Source organism: Anabaena sp. PCC 7108 (assembly GCF_000332135.1).
In the GTDB taxonomy this organism is placed as follows: Bacteria; Cyanobacteriota; Cyanobacteriia; order Cyanobacteriales; family Nostocaceae; genus Anabaena.
This window is the reverse complement of the sequence record NZ_KB235896.1, coordinates 4525798-4546024: the sequence shown is the minus strand read 5'-3', so window position 1 is coordinate 4546024 and position 20227 is coordinate 4525798. Positions and strand designations below refer to the sequence as shown.

The window sequence follows — 20227 nt, the reverse complement described above, 5'->3', positions numbered from 1 at the left end:
TTGGTGAAAAACGAGTACTCATTCTCCTTCTTTCCGCGTCACTGCGTCTCCCCATCTCCCGAAACTATCCTACGAGTAAATTTTCTTCAGGATAATGAACTCTGCTAGGGCGGGGATCACCCAACATAGCTGACATTAATAATAGAATACCAACTCTGCCAATATACATTGTGACAATTAAAATCAATTTTGCTGCTGTAGAAACACCACTAGTAATACCTGTAGAAAGACCGACTGTAGCAAAAGCTGATACTACTTCAAATAAAATTTGAATAAAATCTAATTTAGGATCTGTAAGACTAATTAAAATTGTTGCTGCAATTACAGTAGCTAAAGAACCAAAAACCACACCCACAGCTTTTAATATCAGTGATATTGCTATTTTACGATCATATAATAAAACTTCCTCTTTCCCTTGCAGAATAGCTTGTGTACAACTAGTTAGAACTCGAAATGTTGTTGTTTTTATCCCTCCTCCTGTACCACCTGGACTTGCACCAATAAACATCATGGCAATGGTAATAAATAAACCAGCATCTGTCATTGTGCCAATATCAATGGTATTAAATCCAGCAGTTCTAGTAGTCACTGATTGAAACCATGCTAATAATAACTGGTTAGGAAAAGTAAAATTGCCAAAGGTGTTAGGATTTCTGATTTCTATAAAGAAAAAGGCTATTGATCCTACTACTAAAAGTATTAAAGTTGTACTAGTTGCTACTTTAAAATCAAGAGAAAATACTATAGCATGAGGTTTCCTCAAAATTCTATCACGCAACCAAAGATATATATCTAAAATTACCTGATAGCCAATGCCTCCAAAAATAATTAATCCTGTAATTGTGAAAACTACTAAGTTAGATGATTGATAGCTAGTTAAACTATCTTTAAATAAACTAAATCCAGCATTATTCCAAGCGCTAATACTATGAAAAATTGCTAACCAAATTCCTTGATGCCAGCCATAATTGGGAATAAAAGCTGGTAGCAATAATAATATACCAGTTATTTCAAAAATCAATGTTGTCGCAATAATTGAGCGAATAATTTGGGAGCTACCACTCATCCCAGGACGATCTAAAGCTTGTTGAATTGCTACTTTTTGCCGCAAGTCAAATCTCCGCCCAATTAATAAAATGAGAAAGGTGGTAGTTGTCATATAACCTAGACCACCAATTTGAGCTAAAAGTGCAATAAAAAACTGACCCCAAAAGGAAAAATCAGTACCAGTATCAACTACAGCTAAACCAGTGACACAAACTGCGGAAGTTGAGGTGAATAGTGCCACAATTGGGTCATTCCAAGTACCACTGCTAGTTGAGAAAGGCATGATCAGCAAAATGGTTCCTAGCAGGATGACAGCCAGAAATCCCAAGCAAATTGTGCGAGCAACAGTCATAAGTAATTCACAATTTTCTTCTGGAAACAAAATCGCTTTATCTAATTAAATACACAGATGGTAGCCTAACAGTATGTTTTTTTTATTCGGCTTTGTCTTCTCTGGTGACTCATGAGTACAACACTTTATCAACAAATTCAACAATTTTACGATGCTTCCTCCGGTTTGTGGGAACAGATTTGGGGAGAACATATGCATCATGGCTACTATGGTCCTACGGGGAACCAGCGGAAAGAAAGACGTTTAGCGCAAATTGATTTAATCGAAGAACTGCTGAAATGGTCAGAGGTCAAGGGTGCAGAGAATATCTTAGATGTAGGTTGTGGTATTGGTGGCAGTTCTTTATACTTAGCAGAAAAGTTTGGTGCTAAGGCCACGGGAATTACTCTGAGTCCTGTGCAAGCCGCCAGAGCCACAGAAAGAGCAAGAGAAGCTAATTTGAATACCCGCAGTCAGTTTCTCGTCGCCAATGCTCAAGAAATGCCTTTTGCTGACAATTCTTTTGACTTAGTCTGGTCGCTGGAGAGTGGTGAACATATGCCAGATAAAACCAAGTTTTTGCAAGAATGTTACCGGGTGTTGAAGCCCGGAGGTACTTTGATTATGGTAACTTGGTGTCATCGACCTACGGATAAAAAACCTCTGACTACTGATGAACAAAGGCATTTAGAGGATATTTATCGAGTTTATTGTTTACCTTATGTGATTTCGTTACCAGAGTATGAAGCGATCGCTCGTCAACTACCATTAAACAATATCCGCACGGCTGATTGGTCAACCGCTGTGGCTCCATTTTGGAATCGGGTAATTGATTCAGCATTCACCCCCGAAGCAGTTTTAGGATTACTGCTTTCTGGTTGGAGTACAATTCAAGGGGCGCTTTCTTTAGGGCTAATGCGTCGGGGTTATGAACGGGGTTTAATTAAATTTGGGTTATTGTGCGGAAATAAGTAAGCAAATTTAAACACTCCGTATGGGCGGGGTCTCCTCGCCTTTTGTTAAGTATCTCAAAATGGTTGGAAACTTTACTTTTAAACGCAGAGTTGCGCTGAGGTAAACGCAAAGTGACGCAGAGTTTTGATTGAAGTTTTGGCTTTGAATTTTGTTATCCTATAAAGTCGAGATATTAGTCGTTTATAGTATAATTAATTCAGTTTGGATACTTATTTTTGACTTTTGAATTGTTATTCATTTGTAGTTTTACAGCAGAAAACGTAGAGAGTAATAAATGAGTCAGTTTTATCAACAGAATTCTCCAATTTTAAAGGGAAAGTGGCTTTATGCTTTTTGGAAGTTTTCCCGACCTCACACTATTATTGGTACAACTTTAAGTGTGTTGAGTTTATATTTGATTACCCTGGGTGTCACTTCCACAAGCTTATCTAGTATTAATCTTGGTCAAGTTTTGGGAGCTTGGGTTGCTTGTATCTGTGGTAATATCTATATAGTTGGTTTAAACCAATTAGAAGATGTTGATATTGACAAAATCAATAAGCCTCATTTACCCATAGCATCAGGAGAATTCACCAAAGAACAAGGACAATTAATTGTCATTATTACTGGTATTTTAGCACTAATTATAGCCTGGTTAAATGGACCATTTTTATTAGGAATGGTAGCTCTGAGTTTGGCAATTGGTACAGCTTATTCTTTACCACCAATTCGCTTAAAACAGTATCCCTTTTGGGCAGCATTATGTATTTTTTCAGTGCGGGGAACAATTGTTAATTTAGGTCTGTTTTTTCATTTTAACTGGCTATTACAAAAAAGCCAAGGCATTCCCGCAGCAGTATGGGTTTTGACGGTGTTTATCTTGGTGTTTACCTTTGCAATTGCTATCTTTAAAGATATTCCTGATATGGAAGGTGATCGCCTTTACAATATCACAACTTTTACCCTACAAATGGGACAAAAAGCAGTATTTAAACTTGCACTTTGGGTCTTAACTGTTTGCTATTTAGGGATGATTCTTGTAGCTTTGTTCAAAATAGCAGAAGTTAACTCAATATTCCTAGTAATTACTCAGTTAGTAACTTTAATTGTCATGTGGTGGCAAAGTGCAGGAGTTGACTTACAAGATAAAAGTGCAATTGCGGGATTTTATCAATTTATCTGGAAACTGTTTTTCATCGAATATCTAATTTTTCCTATTGCCTGTATTTTGGCTTAAAATCATGTTAGAAAATTCACCAATTAGTAATATTGTTGCTATATCTTTAGTGATTTCCAGCATCATCACACTAATTTATTTTAGCTGGAGAACATTGATTACCTCCAAATCCTTCCAAAAAGGAATTGAACTTTTTCAGGCTAAAGATTATGAAGGTGCAGAATCAGAGTTTCGTAAAGTAATTGCCATCAACTCTACTAATGATATAGTTAGGTTGTTGTTGGGTGATCTTCTAAATCATAAAGGACAAATTGCCGAAGCCAAAGAATTATTTAATGAAGTAATTCACCGCAGTCCCAAAAATGCCGATGCTTACCTGAGGTTGTCAAATATCTTGTTACTAGAAAACAATCAAGAAGCAGCAATAAATAATCTCCAAACAGCAAAAGACCTATTTCAAAAACAGCGTCAACCACAAAAAGCAGAAACAATAACTAAAATTCTCCAAGATATTCACAATCATCATAAATGAAGAATAATTCCTTGATGGTACAAGCCCCCGGATAAATCCGGGGAATGAATCCAAAATCCAAAATCCAAAATCCAAAATCGGATGACTAATAAAAAAGTTTACCTCGTTGGTGCAGGACCTGGAGATGTGGCATACTTGACTGTTAAAGCTTATCGTCTCTTGGCTACTGCTCAGGTCTTGGTTTATGATGCTTTAGTAGATACCCAATTGTTAGAATGTGTATCACAGGATTGTCTAAAACTAGATGTGGGTAAACGCGGTGGTAAACCCAGCACTCCCCAAGCTGAAATTAACAATTTGCTGATCAAGTATTATCAAGAAGGGAAACAAGTTGTTAGGCTAAAATCAGGTGATCCATTTATTTTTGGGCGTTGTATTTCCGAAATTGAAGCTTTAAAATCTGCTGGTTGTGAATTTGAAGTTATACCGGGAATTTCTTCAGCTTTAGCAGCACCTTTATTAGCAGGAATTCCCCTCACAGATCCTGTTCTTAGTCGCTGTTTTGCTGTGTTGACAGCACATGAACCAGATGCTTTAGACTGGGAAGCACTATCAAGATTAGAAACTTTGGTAATTTTGATGGGGGGACAAAATTTAGCCGAGATTGTACATCAGCTGCTACGATATGGGCAATCGCACTCTACACCTATTGCTATTATTCGTTGGGCAGGAACTCCCAGTCAAGCCATTTGGATAGGTGAATTAGATAATATTTTGGCACAAACGGCGGGTTTATCACTTTCTCCTGCGGTCATAGTCATTGGTGAAGTTGTAAGATTACGCCAATACTTGTAAAAATTAAAAAGTGAAAATTAAAAATTAAAAAGTGAAAATTTCTGGTTCTACCGTACTTGTTATACTAAATCACCAGTCGGAAAGAGGGAACTCTTAATAGGGAACTCTTAACAGGGTAAAGAGGCAATATTTTGTCATAATGTTCAAAATTATGGCTTATTTCTTATGTATATTAAGCTGTCTGAGATTTTTTTGGCTTGATTTTGTATATTAGGTACTGAAGAACCAAATTTCTCAATTCCGGCGTTTTCAGCCTATTTTCTTATAAGCTATTCTTAATTACCCAAAATTCTGAATGAGTTGTAGGGTGCGTCAGACTGCATAAATCCTGCAAATAAACAGATTGTTGATATCTGACGCACCCTACCAATGTGCCAGTTGCGTAAGTCCTGTAAACTATTCTTAATTACCCACAATTCTGAACGAGAAAATCGTGGATAGCAATTTACCCTTATCTCCCCTCGCAGGAAAAACCATTTTAGTTACACGTTCAGTTGGACAGTCCAGCCAATTTAGCGATCGCTTGATTGCCACAGGTGCTACAGTAATTGAAATGCCAGCTTTAGAAATTGGACCTCCTTCAAGTTGGTTTGCTTTAGATGAAGCGATCGCTAATTTATCTAGTTTCAACTGGTTAATTCTTACTTCCAGTAACGGAGTAGAATACTTTTTTACTAGACTCCACAGCAAAGGTAAAGATCACAGTTCCTTAGCTGAGATAAAAATTGCAGTTGTTGGTCAAAAAACAGCCCAAAGTCTAAAAAAATACAATATTCGTCCCAATTTTATTCCTCCCCACTTTATCGCTGACTCTTTAGTCAGAAGCTTTCCCGAAAACTTAGCGGGTAAAAAGATTTTATTTCCCAGAGTAGAAAGTGGTGGAAGAGAAGTTTTAGTCAAAGAATTAACCGTTAAAGGTGCAAATGTCATAGAAGTTCCTACCTATGAATCTTGCTGTCCTCAAACTATTCCTCCAGAAGCAGAGTTGGCTTTGCGAAACCGTGCGATAGATGTGATCACCTTTGCTAGTTCTAAAACTGTACAATTTTTCTGTCTATTAACCGCAAGTAAATTTACAGATGGAATCACACATTACTTAGAGAAAGTTTCCATTGCTTCTATCGGTCCCCAAACTTCCCAAACTTGTCATGATTTATTTGGTCGTGTCGATATAGAAGCTGAGGAATATACTTTAGATGGCTTAACAAATGCTATTATAAAATGGGCAAATCGAGGTTAATTAAAAATTAAGAATTAAGAATTAAAAATTAAAAATGATCCCCCTTGTGATAGTACAAGGGGTTTTAACATTTGAGATTATTGTATGTAGTGAATAAATTTTTTAACTTTGAATCTTTCCATCCAAAACCCCAAATTTAAATTCTAACCTTCAGTCATTTACGAATTACGAATTACGAATTATTTACAATTACCAATGACTAAACGTTTAATCGGTTTAACAGGTGGTATAGCTACAGGTAAAAGTACAGTAGCTAATTATTTGCATAGTGCTTATAATTTGCCAATTTTAGATGCGGATATTTATGCTAGAGATGCAGTATCTATAGGTTCATCTACTCTCGCACAAATTGCCGCAAGATATGGTCAAGAAATTTTACTTTCTGATGGAAATTTAAATCGTCAAAAGTTAGGAGAAATTGTTTTTAAAGAATCAGAAGAACGAACTTGGCTAGAAAGTGTCATACATCCTTATGTGCGAAATTGTTTTTCTCAAGCTATTAATGAATCATCTGCAAATACTTTAGTTTTAGTGATACCTTTGTTATTTGAAGTTGGTTTAGAAAATCTAGTTAGCGAAATTTGGGTTGTATATTGTTCACCAGAACAGCAACAACAAAGATTAATCCAGCGCAATCATTTAAACAGCGAACAAGCCGCAGCCAGAATTAATAGCCAATTACCAATTGCAGAAAAAGTAGCCAAGGCTGATATAGTATTAGATAACTCCTCTACTTTAGAATCATTTCTAGAACAAGTAGATGTAGCAATCAAGAAAAATATAGATATAACCAAATTACCAATATGAATAAACCAATTATTTGGGTACATGGAGATTGCTTAAGCCCCCACAACCCAGCATTTCAAGAATATCCTCATACCCCAGCCATTTGGGTTTGGGATGATGCTTTAATTGAGGAATGGCAACTTAGTCTAAAACGCCTTACCTTTATTTATGAATGTTTGTTAGAATTACCTGTGGAAATTCGTCGGGGAAATGTGGCAGAAGAAATTATCAAGTTTGCGAAAGAACATGATGCTAAATTAGTTGTCACCACAGATAGTCCTAGTCCCAGATTTGAGGATATCTGTACCCAAATTGAGCGTTCTTTAGAATTGGAAATTTTAGAAGTAGAACCATTTTTTGATTATGATGGTTTTATTGACTTAAAGCGGTTTTCTCGTTATTGGAAAGTGGCAGAAAAATACGTTTTTGAATAATAAATAAAAAGCTCAAAAAACTCCGAGCATATACATGATACCCAAAATAACAAAATTGACCTGAATAGTTGGAAAATAAATGTAGTTCGTGATGATCACTAACAAAAATGCCAAAGACACTTGCTGACGTACAAAATTTACTCTCTGAGTTAATAGCCCGTTATTCCCACCGTGTAGATTATCTGATGATTCGCCTAGAAGAAGCAGAAGGAACAGATATCTTGTTGCGTGGTGACAAGGTAGAAACCCTCAGCGAAGGTATTTCTATTGGTGGTCATGTTCGTGCTTGTTATAAAGGTGGCTGGGGGTTAAGTAGTTTTAACCAGTTGGCTACGATTAAGGAAAGAATTGAAGAAGCGATCGCAGCAGCGCGGATAGTGGGAGATGAAGAAACCATACTCGCACCCATTGATCCCATACAAGCTATATGTAATTTACCCCTAACAGGTATCGATCCACGTACAGTTTCCCTAAAACAGAAAAAAGAATTGTGCGATCGCTATACCGACTTACTCAAAAACGTTGATTCCCGCATCACCACCACCTCAGTCCGTTATAGTGACAGCGCCCAAAGAGTCATTCTCGCATCCTCCGAAGGAACTCTAATTGAGCAATCTTGGGTAGATATGGAAATGCGCTTTGCAGCCACAGCCAGAAACGGCGACACCGTACAAACTGGTAGAGAAACCACCGGCTCACGCAAAGCATACCAAGACTTAACAGATTTAGATACCCAAGTCAAGAGCGCCGCCCAAAGAGCCGTTACCGCTTTATCCTTACCACCAGTCAAAGGTAATACTTATACCGTAGTTATTGACCCAATTCTCAGTGGTTTATTTGTTCATGAAGCTTTTGGACATCTTTCCGAAGCTGACATGGCCTATGAAAACCCAGACTTACTGGAAGTTATGACCCTTGGTCGTCGCTTTGGTTCCGAAGAACTGCAAATTTTTGATGGTGCAGCCCCAGAAGGTCATCGTGGTAGTTATTTTTACGACGATGAAGGCACACCCGCGACAACTACGCAATTAATTGAAGATGGAGTTTTAGTCGGACGTTTGCATTCCCGTGAAACTGCTGGCAAATTAGAAGAAGCACCCACAGGTAATGCTCGCTGTCTGAATTATCACTTTATGCCCATTGTGCGAATGACAAACACTTGGATTAAAAGGGGTAATACACCAGTTGCAGACTTATTTACTGACATCAAAGAAGGAGTCTATGCCCGGAATTGGTTAGGTGGAATGACAAATGGAGAAATGTTCACCTTTAGCGCTGGGGAAGCATGGATGATTAGAAACGGCAAAATTGCAGAACCAGTCAAGGATGTAACACTTTCAGGTAATGTTTTCCAAACCCTAGCGGATATTGAAGGCATCGGTGATGATTTTTACTGGGATGAATCAGGTGGATGTGGTAAAGGTGGACAAAACGGTTTACCCGTAGGTTGTGGTGGCCCAAGTCTGCGAATAAAAGATGTCGTCGTCGGAGGAGAAGCTGATAATTAAGAATTCAGGAGACACGGAGATGTGGGGACGCGGAGATGGGGAGATGGGGAGATGGGGAGAAAGAGGGAGGGACACGGGGACACGGGGATGGGGAGAAACAAAGATAGAAAGAGGGAGATGGGGTGATTCATTATATAAAGTGCGGCTAATTACTTATCAAAAAAACTCGACCCGTTCCCCGCGTCACCCCCTCTCCGCGTCATCCCATCTCCCTATCTCAACCTGACACGATATCATCAATTCTCCGCCTGCAACAACCAAAAACCACTGTAAGTCATCCCAGAATCATCCGGTTGTATCAATAAAAAATGCAATCCCTTACTTAACTGTTTTCGCTGTTCATATACCTGAGCAGCAGCAGAAACTTCAGTATCTTCAAAAGTCGCCAAAATCCATCTATCTACCAAACCAGCTTCTAAAATCAAACCATCAGGCGCACCAGCAATGTAATTTAACGATACAGCATCAGCTTCCTGTAACCACCGCGCCAAACGCATAGACTGCCGTCCACCATAAATTACCACACCGGGAACGGACACAGTTGATGCTAAACCAAGATTAATCGGTTTCAGAAATTCTGGTATATGAATAACAGGAATAGGGCGCTCTGTAAACTCATCCAAGAGATTACCTGCAAGAATTGTAGCAAAACGCCACTCTTCCCCCCAGAGATTTTCCGGTAATGGTGCTGGAGGTGGTTTATCTACAACGACAGGATATTGCTTTGCTGCCAACCACTGTTTTAGTGCCAAAGTCTTGCGGGTAGGTTCAACATTAATACCCAAATTGCGACCAGCCGCTGCAATTAAACTCAAAGACTGGGGGCGAAAGACCTGAATTACATCTGGTAACTTTTCACCACCTGCTAACTGAAGTTGTTCAGTCACCCAACGGGAATTAGCTTGTGACTGAGGACAGGTAGCCACGAACTCAAAGCGGCGAGTCTCGTCACAAATCAACAACTCCCACAATATCTGCCCTGCTGCATCTCGTAGTGGGCTACGATAAAAATCAGCCTGCCAAACCAGACCCATTATTCTCAATCCTCTTCATCTGCGTTCTTTGCGTCTGTATCCTTCAACTCAATTCCTAACACAAAAAGGCTAAGTTAATTTATCCACAATGATTTAAGTAAGTAGGCGAAAATAAATAGAACTATGTTAAGTAAGGTAACAAATTCTGAAATTGGCTCGTAGTTAGGGCTTTAGCCCGAATTTCAGGTCTTTAGACCTGACTACAAACCTTTAATTATTTACGTTACTCTGACTTGAAAATAAGACCCCACCCCTAACCCCTCACAGCAAGCGAGGAGGGGAATAAGAAGTTTTTTTCATGGGTTCTGGTGTACACAGTTCATGATGGCTACTTAGTTTTCGGAATCAAAATTGAATCTGGGGATTTTGTACAAGGATTGAAAATCCAGTTGAAGCGGTGAAAAACAAGACTAAAGACAGATAAATAATCCGCCATAACCAGATTGTAGATAGATATATTTGCACTGCTGCACTGATTAGATTGATTTGATGCCCAGATGAATTGGAGTGTAATCATGAGTGCAAAAACTAAAAAACAAAAATCTGATTCTCAAGAGAATACAGAGAATACACCCACAGCTTCAGGCGGTTATCAAACCCCCCTCCAAGAAGATATTCGTAAAACTGGCGACGCTGAAAAAAGTGATGCTAGATCCACAGCTACACCAGAAGCACCAGGAGAAGATTCTGTAGCTGGTAGTCCCAATCAGGGTACGGAGTCGCGTTAAGTGAAAATATTCTCATAGGGTGTGTTTTAATTACCCTATTTGATTAACTGACGCAGATTCCCAGTCTGTCTTAAGCTAATAATGATTCAAATTGCATCCCCCTGTCTCCCCTTCTGGAGCGTAAGAGCGTCTTTCTGTAGGGATGGGAGCAACTTAAAGGCGGATTAGCTTACTGCTCCTGCGTGTTGTGCCAATGGCACAAACGCGGGTTTTTGCGTCTGTGCTAATTTGAACAGATTTCTCAGGCTCTTAACTAGCTTTTACATTAATACCCATCAGGTTTTCAATCAGTGCATAAACATCACTGCGGCTAAGTTTTTCCTTACCATTAACCAAAGCGTCAAGAGTACCATGAGCTAAGGCCAGAGGGATTTGGCAGAATTGTAAAGCCGGTCCAGATGGAAGCGATTGGGTATAAGCATCTGCCAAGATCAGATTGCGACGTGCATATTCTTGGAGATTGTCGTTATTCCAACCATCGGGGAAAAAGTCTACTCCACGGGTCAAATCTTCAGTATTATTACGGAGAATATTGACGGCTTGTAAACCACGCCCAAATCCAATCGCTTGAGTTCGGTTAGTTTGTGTACCATCGTACCAAGACCATAAATCTGATAGTAGCAAGCCGACTGCACCTGCTACCCCGAATGTATAACGATCTAAGTCAGATTCTGTTTCAATTTTCCAGTTTTTTTCTGCCCAGTCAGCCATTCTATCTGCCATGGCCGCTGTTGCATCCCAAATTCGAGGGGCAATACTCTCCGGTGCTAGTATTGACCATTCTCTAACGCGGAGACTGACTTCTGCTAAAGAATTTTCATATCCGCTAAATGCTAGTGAAAAAGCATCCACCGCAAAACCATCAACTCCTGTTTGTAATGTCAAACTAATATTTCGCAACAGCTGAGTCTTAGTGGCATTATCCAGTTCTGGATGATCTTCAATTTCGTCAATTGCACGCATACACAGGTATGCGGAGGCGACCGCTTCTTGTAATCCTGACGGTAAAATACTAATTGGGATATAGAAAGTTCGACTAGTTTCTTTGAGGATTTGCAATGCATCTCCACGTAAATCCATTTTTTCACTCCTCTCTTGATTTTTACACCACATTAAGTTCGGGTTTTTTGATGATACTGGATTTAGTTTTTACTCAAAAATCTGAAAAACTATCTAGTATTTCATCTAAAAATTAATAGTTTATGGTATCGCAATTAACAAAAATCTCAAATTTAACAAATTCTAGTCTAGTATATAGGGTTTTGGTAACAACAAAGTTTTGTGGCCAAGTTTGATTGAGGCTGATGTAAGTAATCGTACAAAATTAATTACACACACTGTCTTTCTGTTTCCTGACTCCACGAATGAATTTAATTTTGTCAAACTACTTAGTAATCTCAGACAAAAAATATAGAGACTAAGCACGACAAGTCTCTACAAGTGTTCTAGATGACGCATACTGAATTTTTACTCTTATGTCTAGAAGTGATACTACAGCCGCTAACTATTAACAGGTTTGAAAGTCTTTTAGCATCAGGCTTTGTCTGTAAATTTTCTACCGCTTTTAACCTGAAATCTTAAGTAAGGCTTGCTGAATATTTATCCTTAGGATCAGACAGGAGACAGAAGACAAGGGGTTTTAGCCTCGTGAATTTTTCTGCCCATAGTAGTTATGTTTATTTTTGCCTACTTACTTTTGTCAGAGGTATTTTGCAGACGTAATAATGTATTGTAGACCTGACGCTTTAAATCACTGCTGTTTTGGATTTCTACAGTAATTTTGTTGAACCGCTCAATGGTGAGTCCATGATTTTCAACAATTTTCTGAGAACGGTTGCAATAATTAACCGCAATGTCCATTGCTTTTCTGGGGAGAGAACTCATACTGTTTACGTCGTTACAAACTATCTTGGGGATTTCTTTTTCTCCAATCATTTTTTTAATTTCCTCAAAGGCTTGCTGACGGTCTGGTTCCATTGCTAATACAGATTGGGCATAGTTAGTGACTTCTGTATTGTTAACTGTCAAGCTTTGAGCAGCGGCTTTGGAATTTATGCCTAAAGTGCTAAAAATTACACTCGCAGTGGTGAGGGTGGCAAATACCGAGGAGTGAGACATTATTCGTTGAATAGTAATTGGGAAAAAGACAAAGTAATTTTCCGGCATAGGATAGGTGACACAGAACTATAGTAAGGATATGATAGTAGGTTTGATTTATTTTAGGGTTGATAAGTTCCAGTCCCAGTCAAATTCCTTCAACTTTTAAAGAATTAAAACTTACTTAGGGTTTGCTGATAGCGTAGCGTGGCGTAAGCCATAAAAGTTGTCGGTGAGGACAGGGAACGGGGAACGGGGAACATCCTAAATTTTCCGGCTCTGACAAGAAAAAATGCACCTATTTTGGAACTCTATATGCCAAAACCTTACACTTTTTACGAATTACGAATTACGAATTACGAATTACGAATTACGAATTACGAATTACGAATTACGAATTATTTAATTTCCTTGACAGACTTGACACAGTTCTATGACTTTAGTTTGGAGTGCGAATGTTTCTGAGGCTCCTTGTTTAAGGCTAACTTCTAATTCCAGAAGCAGTGGTAAAGAAGAGATTAGTTGCTGTACTGAGAGTGACTTAACTTCTTGCTGTAAAAAATATATGCGTTTGGGGTTATTGATTTCAGCAGCTTGAGCGATCGCTTGGGGATTGCGCTCTCCTGCTTCCATCATAATCTTGATCAATAACCAGGTGCGAAATTGACCGATCAAAGTGGCAACTATCCGCAATCCAGGTTCAGAAGCATTGATCAAATCGGCAACAACCCCCAAAGCTTTGGCTGTATCTCCAGTTCTAATGGCTGCTGATAATTGTAAGGTATTTTGTGTAGTATTTCTAACTAAGGCAGTTACTGTATTGACATCTAAAGGCTTGTGGCTACCTGCGATATAAAGCCGCAATTTCTCCATTTCATTGTACAGAAGCCTGGTATCATTACCTACAGATTCCGCTAACAGTTCCGCCGTCTGGGGAGTCAGTTTCACACCCACAGTTTCAGCAGCTTGATTGACAGCTTGTACCAATAATTCCGTTTTCCAGGGAGGAATGAGGGAAAATTCCCGGAACTCCTGGGCAAATTGTTTCAAAAATTTTGTAGCTTTGAGACGTTCATCAGGCTTGTTACGACTGGTAAGTAATAAGAACGAGTCTTCAGGAATTACAGCTAAAGTGCGTTGTAATTCGGCTAAAACATTTTCTGGACAGTGTTGACAAAGGGTAGTATTGATTAACCACACCAAACGCCCACCAGCGCCGAAAGTCGGTGTCATCACTTGATTTAACGCTTGAATCACAGCATCGGCTTGTTCAGGGGGAAAAGTAGTATAATTAAAACTTATCCAGAGAGGATCAAGAATGCGATCGCGCAAAACTGTTACTGCCTTTTCAATGGCAAAATCATCCTCACCCCAGTAAACATAGATTGGCATAGCAATTAAAAATTTTAAATTTTAAATTTAAAAATTAAAAACCAAATTAGTTTGGTCAAATTGGGTAAATTTCCCTACAATCTATCAAGAGAGTGCGAGGCGATAAAGATTGGACGATAACTACCAAACCTACTTAAATCGGGTAGCAAGAATGATGCTACCAGAATTTTACAGAACCCAAGTTCAGCATATTCAGGAATCTTCTAAATTTCAGTCCAATTCTGGCATCAGAGAACCAGTACCCTTTCCTGGTTATACGCTGATTACCCCACCTGCGGCAGAAGACCCAGACAATGCTGGTTTTTATAGCCAAATAGAGACTTATCAGCGATCGCTTTTAGAGTTACCTGTCAACTGTGATTTGATTGTACCTGTACCTGCTGCCAGCTTTCATTTAACCGTAGCAGATTTGATTTGGGATCATGCTTTCCATCATGCCACTCAAAAAAATCCCCAATTTGTCGAGGAATTGAACTCTTGCTTAGGTGATTTGTTTAAGCAACATCAAGAATCCAGGACAAAGCCAGCTAATCCCATTTCCTGGCAAATGCTGGGACTGCTGGTTATGCCCAGGGCTATAGGTGTGTGTTTAGTACCCAAAGATGAAAGTTCCTATGAGGAGATTATTCAAATCCGCAGGCTAATTTACCAAAACCGCAAGTTAATGGGCTTGGGGATAGAGCAACATTATAACTTTACAGCCCATATTACATTAGGCTATTTTGGCGAAGTTCCCGCAGAACCAGACCGCATCAAACTCAGTACTATGTTATCTGAGTTAAATCAACAATGGTTGTTAAATTTCCCAGAAATTTTCATCAACCGAGTTGAATTGCGGAAGTTTGACAACATGACACATTATTATCGTCAACCAGATTGGGTAAGTTTAGATTTTTGAGTACTTTCTAATTACTAATTCGTAATTCGTACTTCGTAATTTTGGGTTTTAATTCCCCTTCTCCCCAAGGGAAAAGCTAAAGCCAAATTTATTTGCTAGAGACGTTCCATGGAACCTCTCTAGCACAACGGATAAATAGCATCTTCATAAAAACCAGTATAACTGCAATTACGAATTACGTTAGCGTTCACGCAGTGTGCCGTAGGCATAGCGTTTCCGTAGAAAATATTACGAATTACGAATTATTTTAAATGTAGCAATTTTCCAAGGATCAATTTGATCAATCTTTTGATTTATCGGTCTTTCCAATAAATCAACTGCTTCTCCTAATGTAAAAAGATCACTTTTAAAAGATAAATTCGCTATTTTTCCGTGACATTCATAAAAGCGCATTATGATTTTTTGTTGATTATCTTCACTAGGTTTTAAAGCCATGATAATTAAATTATCTGCTGATAAATTCAGAAAACTTTGGTTTTGGTAACTATTTAATACAGATTGTTGATTTGGTGGATTAACTAATACTTTTAATGGTATATTTAATTCATATCCACATTTAACAGTGTGTGCCGTTTCCCAACTACCTGAATGGGGATACAAAGCATACGTAAATTCATGTATACCTCTATCAGCTTTCGGGTCAGGCCAATTAGGACTTCTCAGCAAAGTGAGGCGGATTTGATTGCTTTGACAGTCGTAACCATATTTACAATCATTCACCAAGCTAACTCCGTATTTTCCGGTTTCCGTATCTCTAGTTAAATCAGCCCAACGTAAAGCGGGTACTTCCCATTTTGCCTTTTCTGCGGGGGTTTGGGGGTTGGTTGAACGACGAATAGCACCGCAGGGAATTTCATAAGTAGCAAAATCGGCTGCGACGTTGAGAGGAAAGGCTGTTTTCACTAATACTTGATTTTCTTGCCAATTTACAGTATTGGCAATTTTCAAAAGTGGTGAACCGGTTTGGAGAATGTAATCTTGACAAAACTGCGAATTTCCCAGTTGACGCACTACCCGCAAACGTTGTTGTATATTTCCAAATTCTAGCCATTGAATTGATTTTAATTCGGTTGCAGGTAGAGGTTTTGTGTTATAATCAGGGTCAATATTCCAAGCATCCCAATATTGTCCGCTATCTTCAAAAGCCTGAAGTTGATTTCCCGCACCATTTAAAATTTCCCGTTGTTGGGTTTTGTCAAAGACGCTTTCTAAGTCTCCGGTTTCGGGGTTTACCTGAACTCGCAAATATTCATTTTCTAATATCCAGTTTTGGGGAAATTCAGAATTGTCGATATGGGGATTTTGGGAAGTTGGAGAAAGCCAATATATTTGATATCCTATGGATGGGACAGTTGCGAGAAACAATAAAGAGTTTTCGCTTTGTTGAGATAGAAGTTGGTTTCCGTCAATGTCATAAATTGTCCATATTGGGTTATGATTACCCGCAGAATATAATTCTGGGGCTACACCAACAAAGTCCACCTGCGTGGACGGGGATGCTGTTAAAATTGTTTTTGGTAAAGTAACGCTGACGACTTGGGAACGTTGCCAGTTGAGCGAATTAAAAATTATGATAGGTATGCTATGAGGTTGGGGTGGTTGTGGTAAAGTGAGATGAGATGCGATCGCACTCAAAGACTCATCTAATATCTTATTTCCCACTTGTTCCACGTGTTCCCATGTTGGTAAAGCATCCTCATAAACTTGAGTAATAGAAGTACCAGGGAGAATATCGTGAAACTGATTAAATAAAACTTTTTTCCAAGCAGCTTCAATTTCATCTTGAGGATATTGCACCCCAAAGAGAACATTTGCTAAAGTTGCAAATAACTCAGCCTCATATAAAAGATTTTCAGATTTGCGATTCCAGCGTTTTTGGTCTGCGTGGGTAGTATAACATCCGCGATGAAACTCTAAATAAAGTTCATCTTCCCAAACAGGTAAATTTTGACTTTGGGATTTTATTTGTTGGAGATATTTTTCCGAAGTTGTAAATTCCAACTTGGGGAAAATTGGGGAATGTTCCCAACGCCTTGCTATTTCCAACATATCACGAGTCGGACCACCACCATGATCACCGACACCGGGAAGCCAAAGAGAATCTACTAAACCTGTGTTACTTTCCCACTCACAGGCATAGTTTGCCATTTTAACAGGATCAATAGTTTCGCCTATGGGTGCAGACATAAAACTAAATATTTGACTACCATCAAGCGATCGCCACCAAAAAGCGCCATAATCAAACTTAGTAGTATCATTCCAGCGCAATTTCTGAGTCACAAAAAACTCAATTCCCGCATTTGCGAAAAACTGAGGTAGAGTCGCACAGAAACCAAAAGTATCAGGAACCCAAACCACAGGAGATATTTTCCCAAACCGTTCCTGAAAATAACGCTGACCATATAATAACTGACGGACAATAGACTCACCAGAAATCAAATTCAAATCCGGTTCCACCCAAAACCCACCCAAAACTTCCCATTTTCCCGCTTTAACTTGATTTTGAATTTCCGCAAATAAAACTGGACGATATTCCTCAACCCAAGCATACAACGCCGGAGTAGTATGACAAAAAACCAACTCGGGAAAATCTCTTTGTAAACCTAACACCGACTCAAAAGTACTGACTGCGGCTTTCCAAGTTTCAGAAACAGGCCATAACCATGCTAAATCCAAATGAGCATGACCTAACAAATGAATTTTAGATTTTGAAACGCAGATGAACGCAGATGAACGCAGATAAGATTCTCGTATATTAAACAGAAACCTTTCCCACTCTTCCTTCTTCCCTTCTTTCTCTTCCTCTGCGTCCTCTGTGCCTCTGTGGTTCGTTACCTCTTCAATCCCAGCAACCAAACCAGCCAACTTCTCAGGTACGAACCTTTCCAGAAAAACTTGAACAACAGCCAACTCATCAGCCAAAAAACCCGGATCTAACCTATTATAATCTAAAGACTCAAAAACCAAGAGCGATCGCATCAAAGCCCCATCACAATGACCCGGACTCACCAACCGCAAAGCAACAACAAACTCGTCCCCAATAGAAACAGCTTGACTTAAAAGCACTCGCGGAGAAGAATCAAACAAATCACCAACTAATACCAACTTACCATTAACATAAATCTCCGCCGCATCTGCCCACCAAACCAAAGCCAACCGCAAACATAAACCTGTTAAATCATAACCTTGTAAATCCTGGGGAACAACTAATTTTTGCACCAACCACAAAACTTGTTTTCCCGCTGTCCAAGGAATATGTAATTTATCATTGAGATTTACAGGTTCCCAAAGAGACAAATCCGAGTTGATTACTTCAGTAATTCCCCAGTCAACCTGCTGATACAACCAAGAAGACTGGATATTAACTTGACAGCAGGCACGTAAATTCTCAATTGCGTCTGATATATATTTGGTATGGGATAGAGATAGAGTCATAATCAATAAAGATTAACAATTAATGTAAAAATTAGGTTCGGGTTTAGGATTGTCTAAATTAAACTTACTTGAGCTTATTTTCCATTATCATGATGTTATATCAAGTCCGGCTAATTAGTGATAATATCTGTTTCCCTATTCTCTACCCCAACGATATGATAAATATTCAAACAGACTTGATATCACTGACTGACGATAAGTAACAGTTTTGTGGGAGTCTCAAAACTCAAAAATACTCAAACTAACAAATTTCTACCATGTCTTCTGGTTCCTCCGGTCCTTATCAAAGTAAAATCTTTAAATTTTTCAACCAGCATTCTCAGCGGTTGACAAAACAGTGGGAAAACTCCTTCCGAAATTTGCAAGTTGCTACTAAATGGAGTGTCGAAGCCCTACTTTATCCACTGTACCAGATGTTTCAGCCCGATGAACTTGCTGGAAAAAGGCTAAAATCGGAAACTCCCCCACCTGTTGATACACCTATTCAGAAGGTACTAGAGTTAGTTCAAAATTTACCATCTGCGGCGGCATCTGATACAGAAAATTCACAAAATGTCAACCCATTAACGTTTTTGGGTGATACCTTGCGGGAAGTAGCTACCCGTGTTGGGTGGTGGAAAAGTCTTAAAAAGCAACCCAAATCTAATATTACTAAATCTCTAAAACCGGGAAATACACTCCAGAAGCATATACCAAAAGTGCTAGGAATTGCTGCACAATTGGAAAATCGTAATTTGGTACTTGTTGCCAACGATAACAGAATTCTGGATGTTTTGACAATTCAACAACAGGCCAAAGTAGCAGATAAAATTAATAGCGAAGTCGCTGAATATAATTATTCTTTAAATTTAGCTAAAGTCAAAAAACAACAGAACCTCTTACCAGAAATTGACCGGATCTTAACCAGGTTAACTGATAGGAATAATTCTAGCATAATAGATTTACCTGAAACCAATTTTCATGTAAATATACAATTTTCTTATCCTGATAGATTTTTAGCTTTTCTAGATACAGCCTTAGCCAAAATGGAAGCTAAAGCTATTGCACCTATGAAACAGCGTAGTCAGGGAATTATTCAAATTGCTCAAACTCAATTGGATATATTTATATATGGTAGAGAACAAGTAGAAGCCAGAAAAGAAATCACAGTTAATGCTGATGGATTGAAAAATCAAACTTTGAATATTCCAGCATTAATTGAATCTGCAATAAATTACTTCTTTAGTGGTAGGAAAATTCAACAAATTCATCCTCAATCAAATGCACAAGAACCAAGAATTAAACCTTTAAACCAGATTAATCAAAATCATCAATTGCAGCAATCAGATTTAATTCCTGACGCTTGGTTAAGCTGGGGTGACTTATTTGGTGATTTAGAAATAGATGCTAATAATGTAAATTCTGGTTTAACTGCTAGTTCATTTACAGAAAATAGTCAGACAGAGTTATTCCCCAAATCAAAAAAAGGTTTATTTAAAAATAACAAATCCTCCAAAGTAGCTACTCATTACCAAGTAGAAAATGAGGTAAAAAATCAACCTCAAATCCAGCCAGATTGGATAGAAACCACCGCCACATTTTTAGGATATGAAATCCATCCCTTAGAGCAAATTTTAGCCTGGTTAGATCATGTCATGCTGTGGATAGAAATGATATTTATGAATATGATTTATTTCTTTAAAGGCTTATTACAGGTAAGGTGAAATGTCTGAATCAGGATTTCCAGGATTTAAGGATTAACAGGATTAAGATTTCTATTTGATATTTTAATTTTTGAAAAACGGCTAATATCTCAACATTATGAGGATAACAAAACTCAAAGCGAAAACTTCAATAAAA

16 protein-coding genes and 1 pseudogene are annotated in these 20227 nt (G+C 38.5%); 11 read left to right on the top strand and 6 right to left on the bottom strand.

Translation table 11 applies throughout. The features are described from left to right. Nucleotides 1–64: 64 nt before the first annotated feature. Nucleotides 65–1399, bottom strand: a complete 1335-nt coding sequence (locus ANA7108_RS0121225) for a TrkH family potassium uptake protein (protein ID WP_016952839.1) — start codon at nt 1397–1399, stop codon at nt 65–67. 111 nt (nt 1400–1510) lie between these two features. On the opposite strand from ANA7108_RS0121225, the gene ANA7108_RS0121220 reads away from it, so the two are divergent. The 8 genes and pseudogenes from ANA7108_RS0121220 to ANA7108_RS0121185 all read left to right on the top strand — a co-directional run bounded on the left by ANA7108_RS0121220 (nt 1511) and on the right by ANA7108_RS0121185 (nt 8804). Further along, on the top strand, nt 1511–2353 hold the full coding sequence (locus ANA7108_RS0121220; RefSeq protein WP_016952838.1) for a methyltransferase domain-containing protein: 843 nt from the start codon (nt 1511–1513) through the stop codon (nt 2351–2353). A gap of 274 nt (nt 2354–2627) precedes the next feature. Further along, nucleotides 2628–3569, top strand: coding sequence for a homogentisate phytyltransferase (locus ANA7108_RS0121215; protein ID WP_016952837.1), 942 nt, complete (start codon nt 2628–2630; stop codon nt 3567–3569). A gap of 4 nt (nt 3570–3573) precedes the next feature. Next, a complete protein-coding gene (locus tag ANA7108_RS0121210; RefSeq protein WP_016952836.1) occupies nt 3574–4041 on the top strand; it encodes a M48 family metallopeptidase in 468 nt (155 codons plus the stop codon). A gap of 81 nt (nt 4042–4122) precedes the next feature. Beyond that, nucleotides 4123–4833: pseudogene (cobA, locus tag ANA7108_RS0121205) on the top strand (uroporphyrinogen-III C-methyltransferase); the annotation flags it as partial. A gap of 436 nt (nt 4834–5269) precedes the next feature. Next, nucleotides 5270–6076 (top strand): uroporphyrinogen-III synthase, encoded by an 807-nt coding sequence (locus ANA7108_RS0121200; protein ID WP_026104361.1) that lies wholly within the window; start codon nt 5270–5272, stop codon nt 6074–6076. A 195-nt stretch (nt 6077–6271) separates the two neighbouring features. Next, a complete protein-coding gene (coaE, locus tag ANA7108_RS0121195; RefSeq protein WP_016952835.1) occupies nt 6272–6883 on the top strand; it encodes a dephospho-CoA kinase in 612 nt (203 codons plus the stop codon). Continuing rightward, complete coding sequence (locus ANA7108_RS0121190) at nt 6880–7296, top strand: hypothetical protein (protein WP_016952834.1); 417 nt, start codon at nt 6880–6882, stop codon at nt 7294–7296. The genes coaE and ANA7108_RS0121190 overlap by 4 nt, the downstream gene beginning before the upstream one ends. A 107-nt stretch (nt 7297–7403) precedes the next feature. Next, entirely contained in the window at nt 7404–8804 is a 1401-nt protein-coding gene (locus ANA7108_RS0121185; protein WP_016952833.1) for a TldD/PmbA family protein, read from the top strand. Between the two features lie 236 nt (nt 8805–9040). On the opposite strand, the gene ANA7108_RS0121180 is transcribed toward ANA7108_RS0121185, so the two are convergent. Further along, nucleotides 9041–9838 carry a Tab2/Atab2 family RNA-binding protein gene (locus ANA7108_RS0121180; RefSeq protein WP_016952832.1) on the bottom strand — a complete coding sequence of 266 codons (798 nt, stop codon included), beginning with the start codon at nt 9836–9838 and terminating at the stop codon, nt 9041–9043. A gap of 515 nt (nt 9839–10353) precedes the next feature. On the opposite strand from ANA7108_RS0121180, the gene ANA7108_RS0121170 reads away from it, so the two are divergent. After that, nucleotides 10354–10566 (top strand): hypothetical protein, encoded by a 213-nt coding sequence (locus ANA7108_RS0121170; protein ID WP_016952830.1) that lies wholly within the window; start codon nt 10354–10356, stop codon nt 10564–10566. A gap of 249 nt (nt 10567–10815) precedes the next feature. Here the strand turns inward: ANA7108_RS0121170 and ANA7108_RS0121165 are convergent, their stop codons facing one another. The 3 genes from ANA7108_RS0121165 to holA all read right to left on the bottom strand — a co-directional run bounded on the left by ANA7108_RS0121165 (nt 10816) and on the right by holA (nt 14055). After that, the gene (locus ANA7108_RS0121165) at nt 10816–11646 is read right to left on the bottom strand and encodes a squalene/phytoene synthase family protein (RefSeq protein ID WP_026104360.1); all 831 of its coding nucleotides are present in this window, start codon (nt 11644–11646) and stop codon (nt 10816–10818) included. Nucleotides 11647–12252: 606 nt separating this feature from the next. Beyond that, the gene (locus ANA7108_RS0121160; RefSeq protein ID WP_016952828.1) at nt 12253–12684 is read right to left on the bottom strand and encodes a DUF4168 domain-containing protein; all 432 of its coding nucleotides are present in this window, start codon (nt 12682–12684) and stop codon (nt 12253–12255) included. 381 nt (nt 12685–13065) lie between these two features. Next, nucleotides 13066–14055, bottom strand: coding sequence for a DNA polymerase III subunit delta (gene holA / locus ANA7108_RS0121155; RefSeq protein ID WP_016952827.1), 990 nt, complete (start codon nt 14053–14055; stop codon nt 13066–13068). Nucleotides 14056–14164: 109 nt separating this feature from the next. Between holA and ANA7108_RS0121150 the strand changes: the two genes are divergently transcribed. Then, complete coding sequence (locus tag ANA7108_RS0121150; RefSeq protein WP_026104358.1) at nt 14165–14953, top strand: hypothetical protein; 789 nt, start codon at nt 14165–14167, stop codon at nt 14951–14953. Nucleotides 14954–15181: 228 nt separating this feature from the next. Here the strand turns inward: ANA7108_RS0121150 and ANA7108_RS0121145 are convergent, their stop codons facing one another. After that, on the bottom strand, nt 15182–18388 hold the full coding sequence (locus ANA7108_RS0121145) for an alpha-mannosidase (protein ID WP_016952825.1): 3207 nt from the start codon (nt 18386–18388) through the stop codon (nt 15182–15184). 257 nt (nt 18389–18645) lie between these two features. Here ANA7108_RS0121145 and ANA7108_RS0121140 point away from each other — a divergent pair, with 257 nt between their 5' ends. Further along, nucleotides 18646–20091 carry a hypothetical protein gene (locus ANA7108_RS0121140; RefSeq protein ID WP_016952824.1) on the top strand — a complete coding sequence of 482 codons (1446 nt, stop codon included), beginning with the start codon at nt 18646–18648 and terminating at the stop codon, nt 20089–20091. Nucleotides 20092–20227 lie beyond the last annotated feature (136 nt).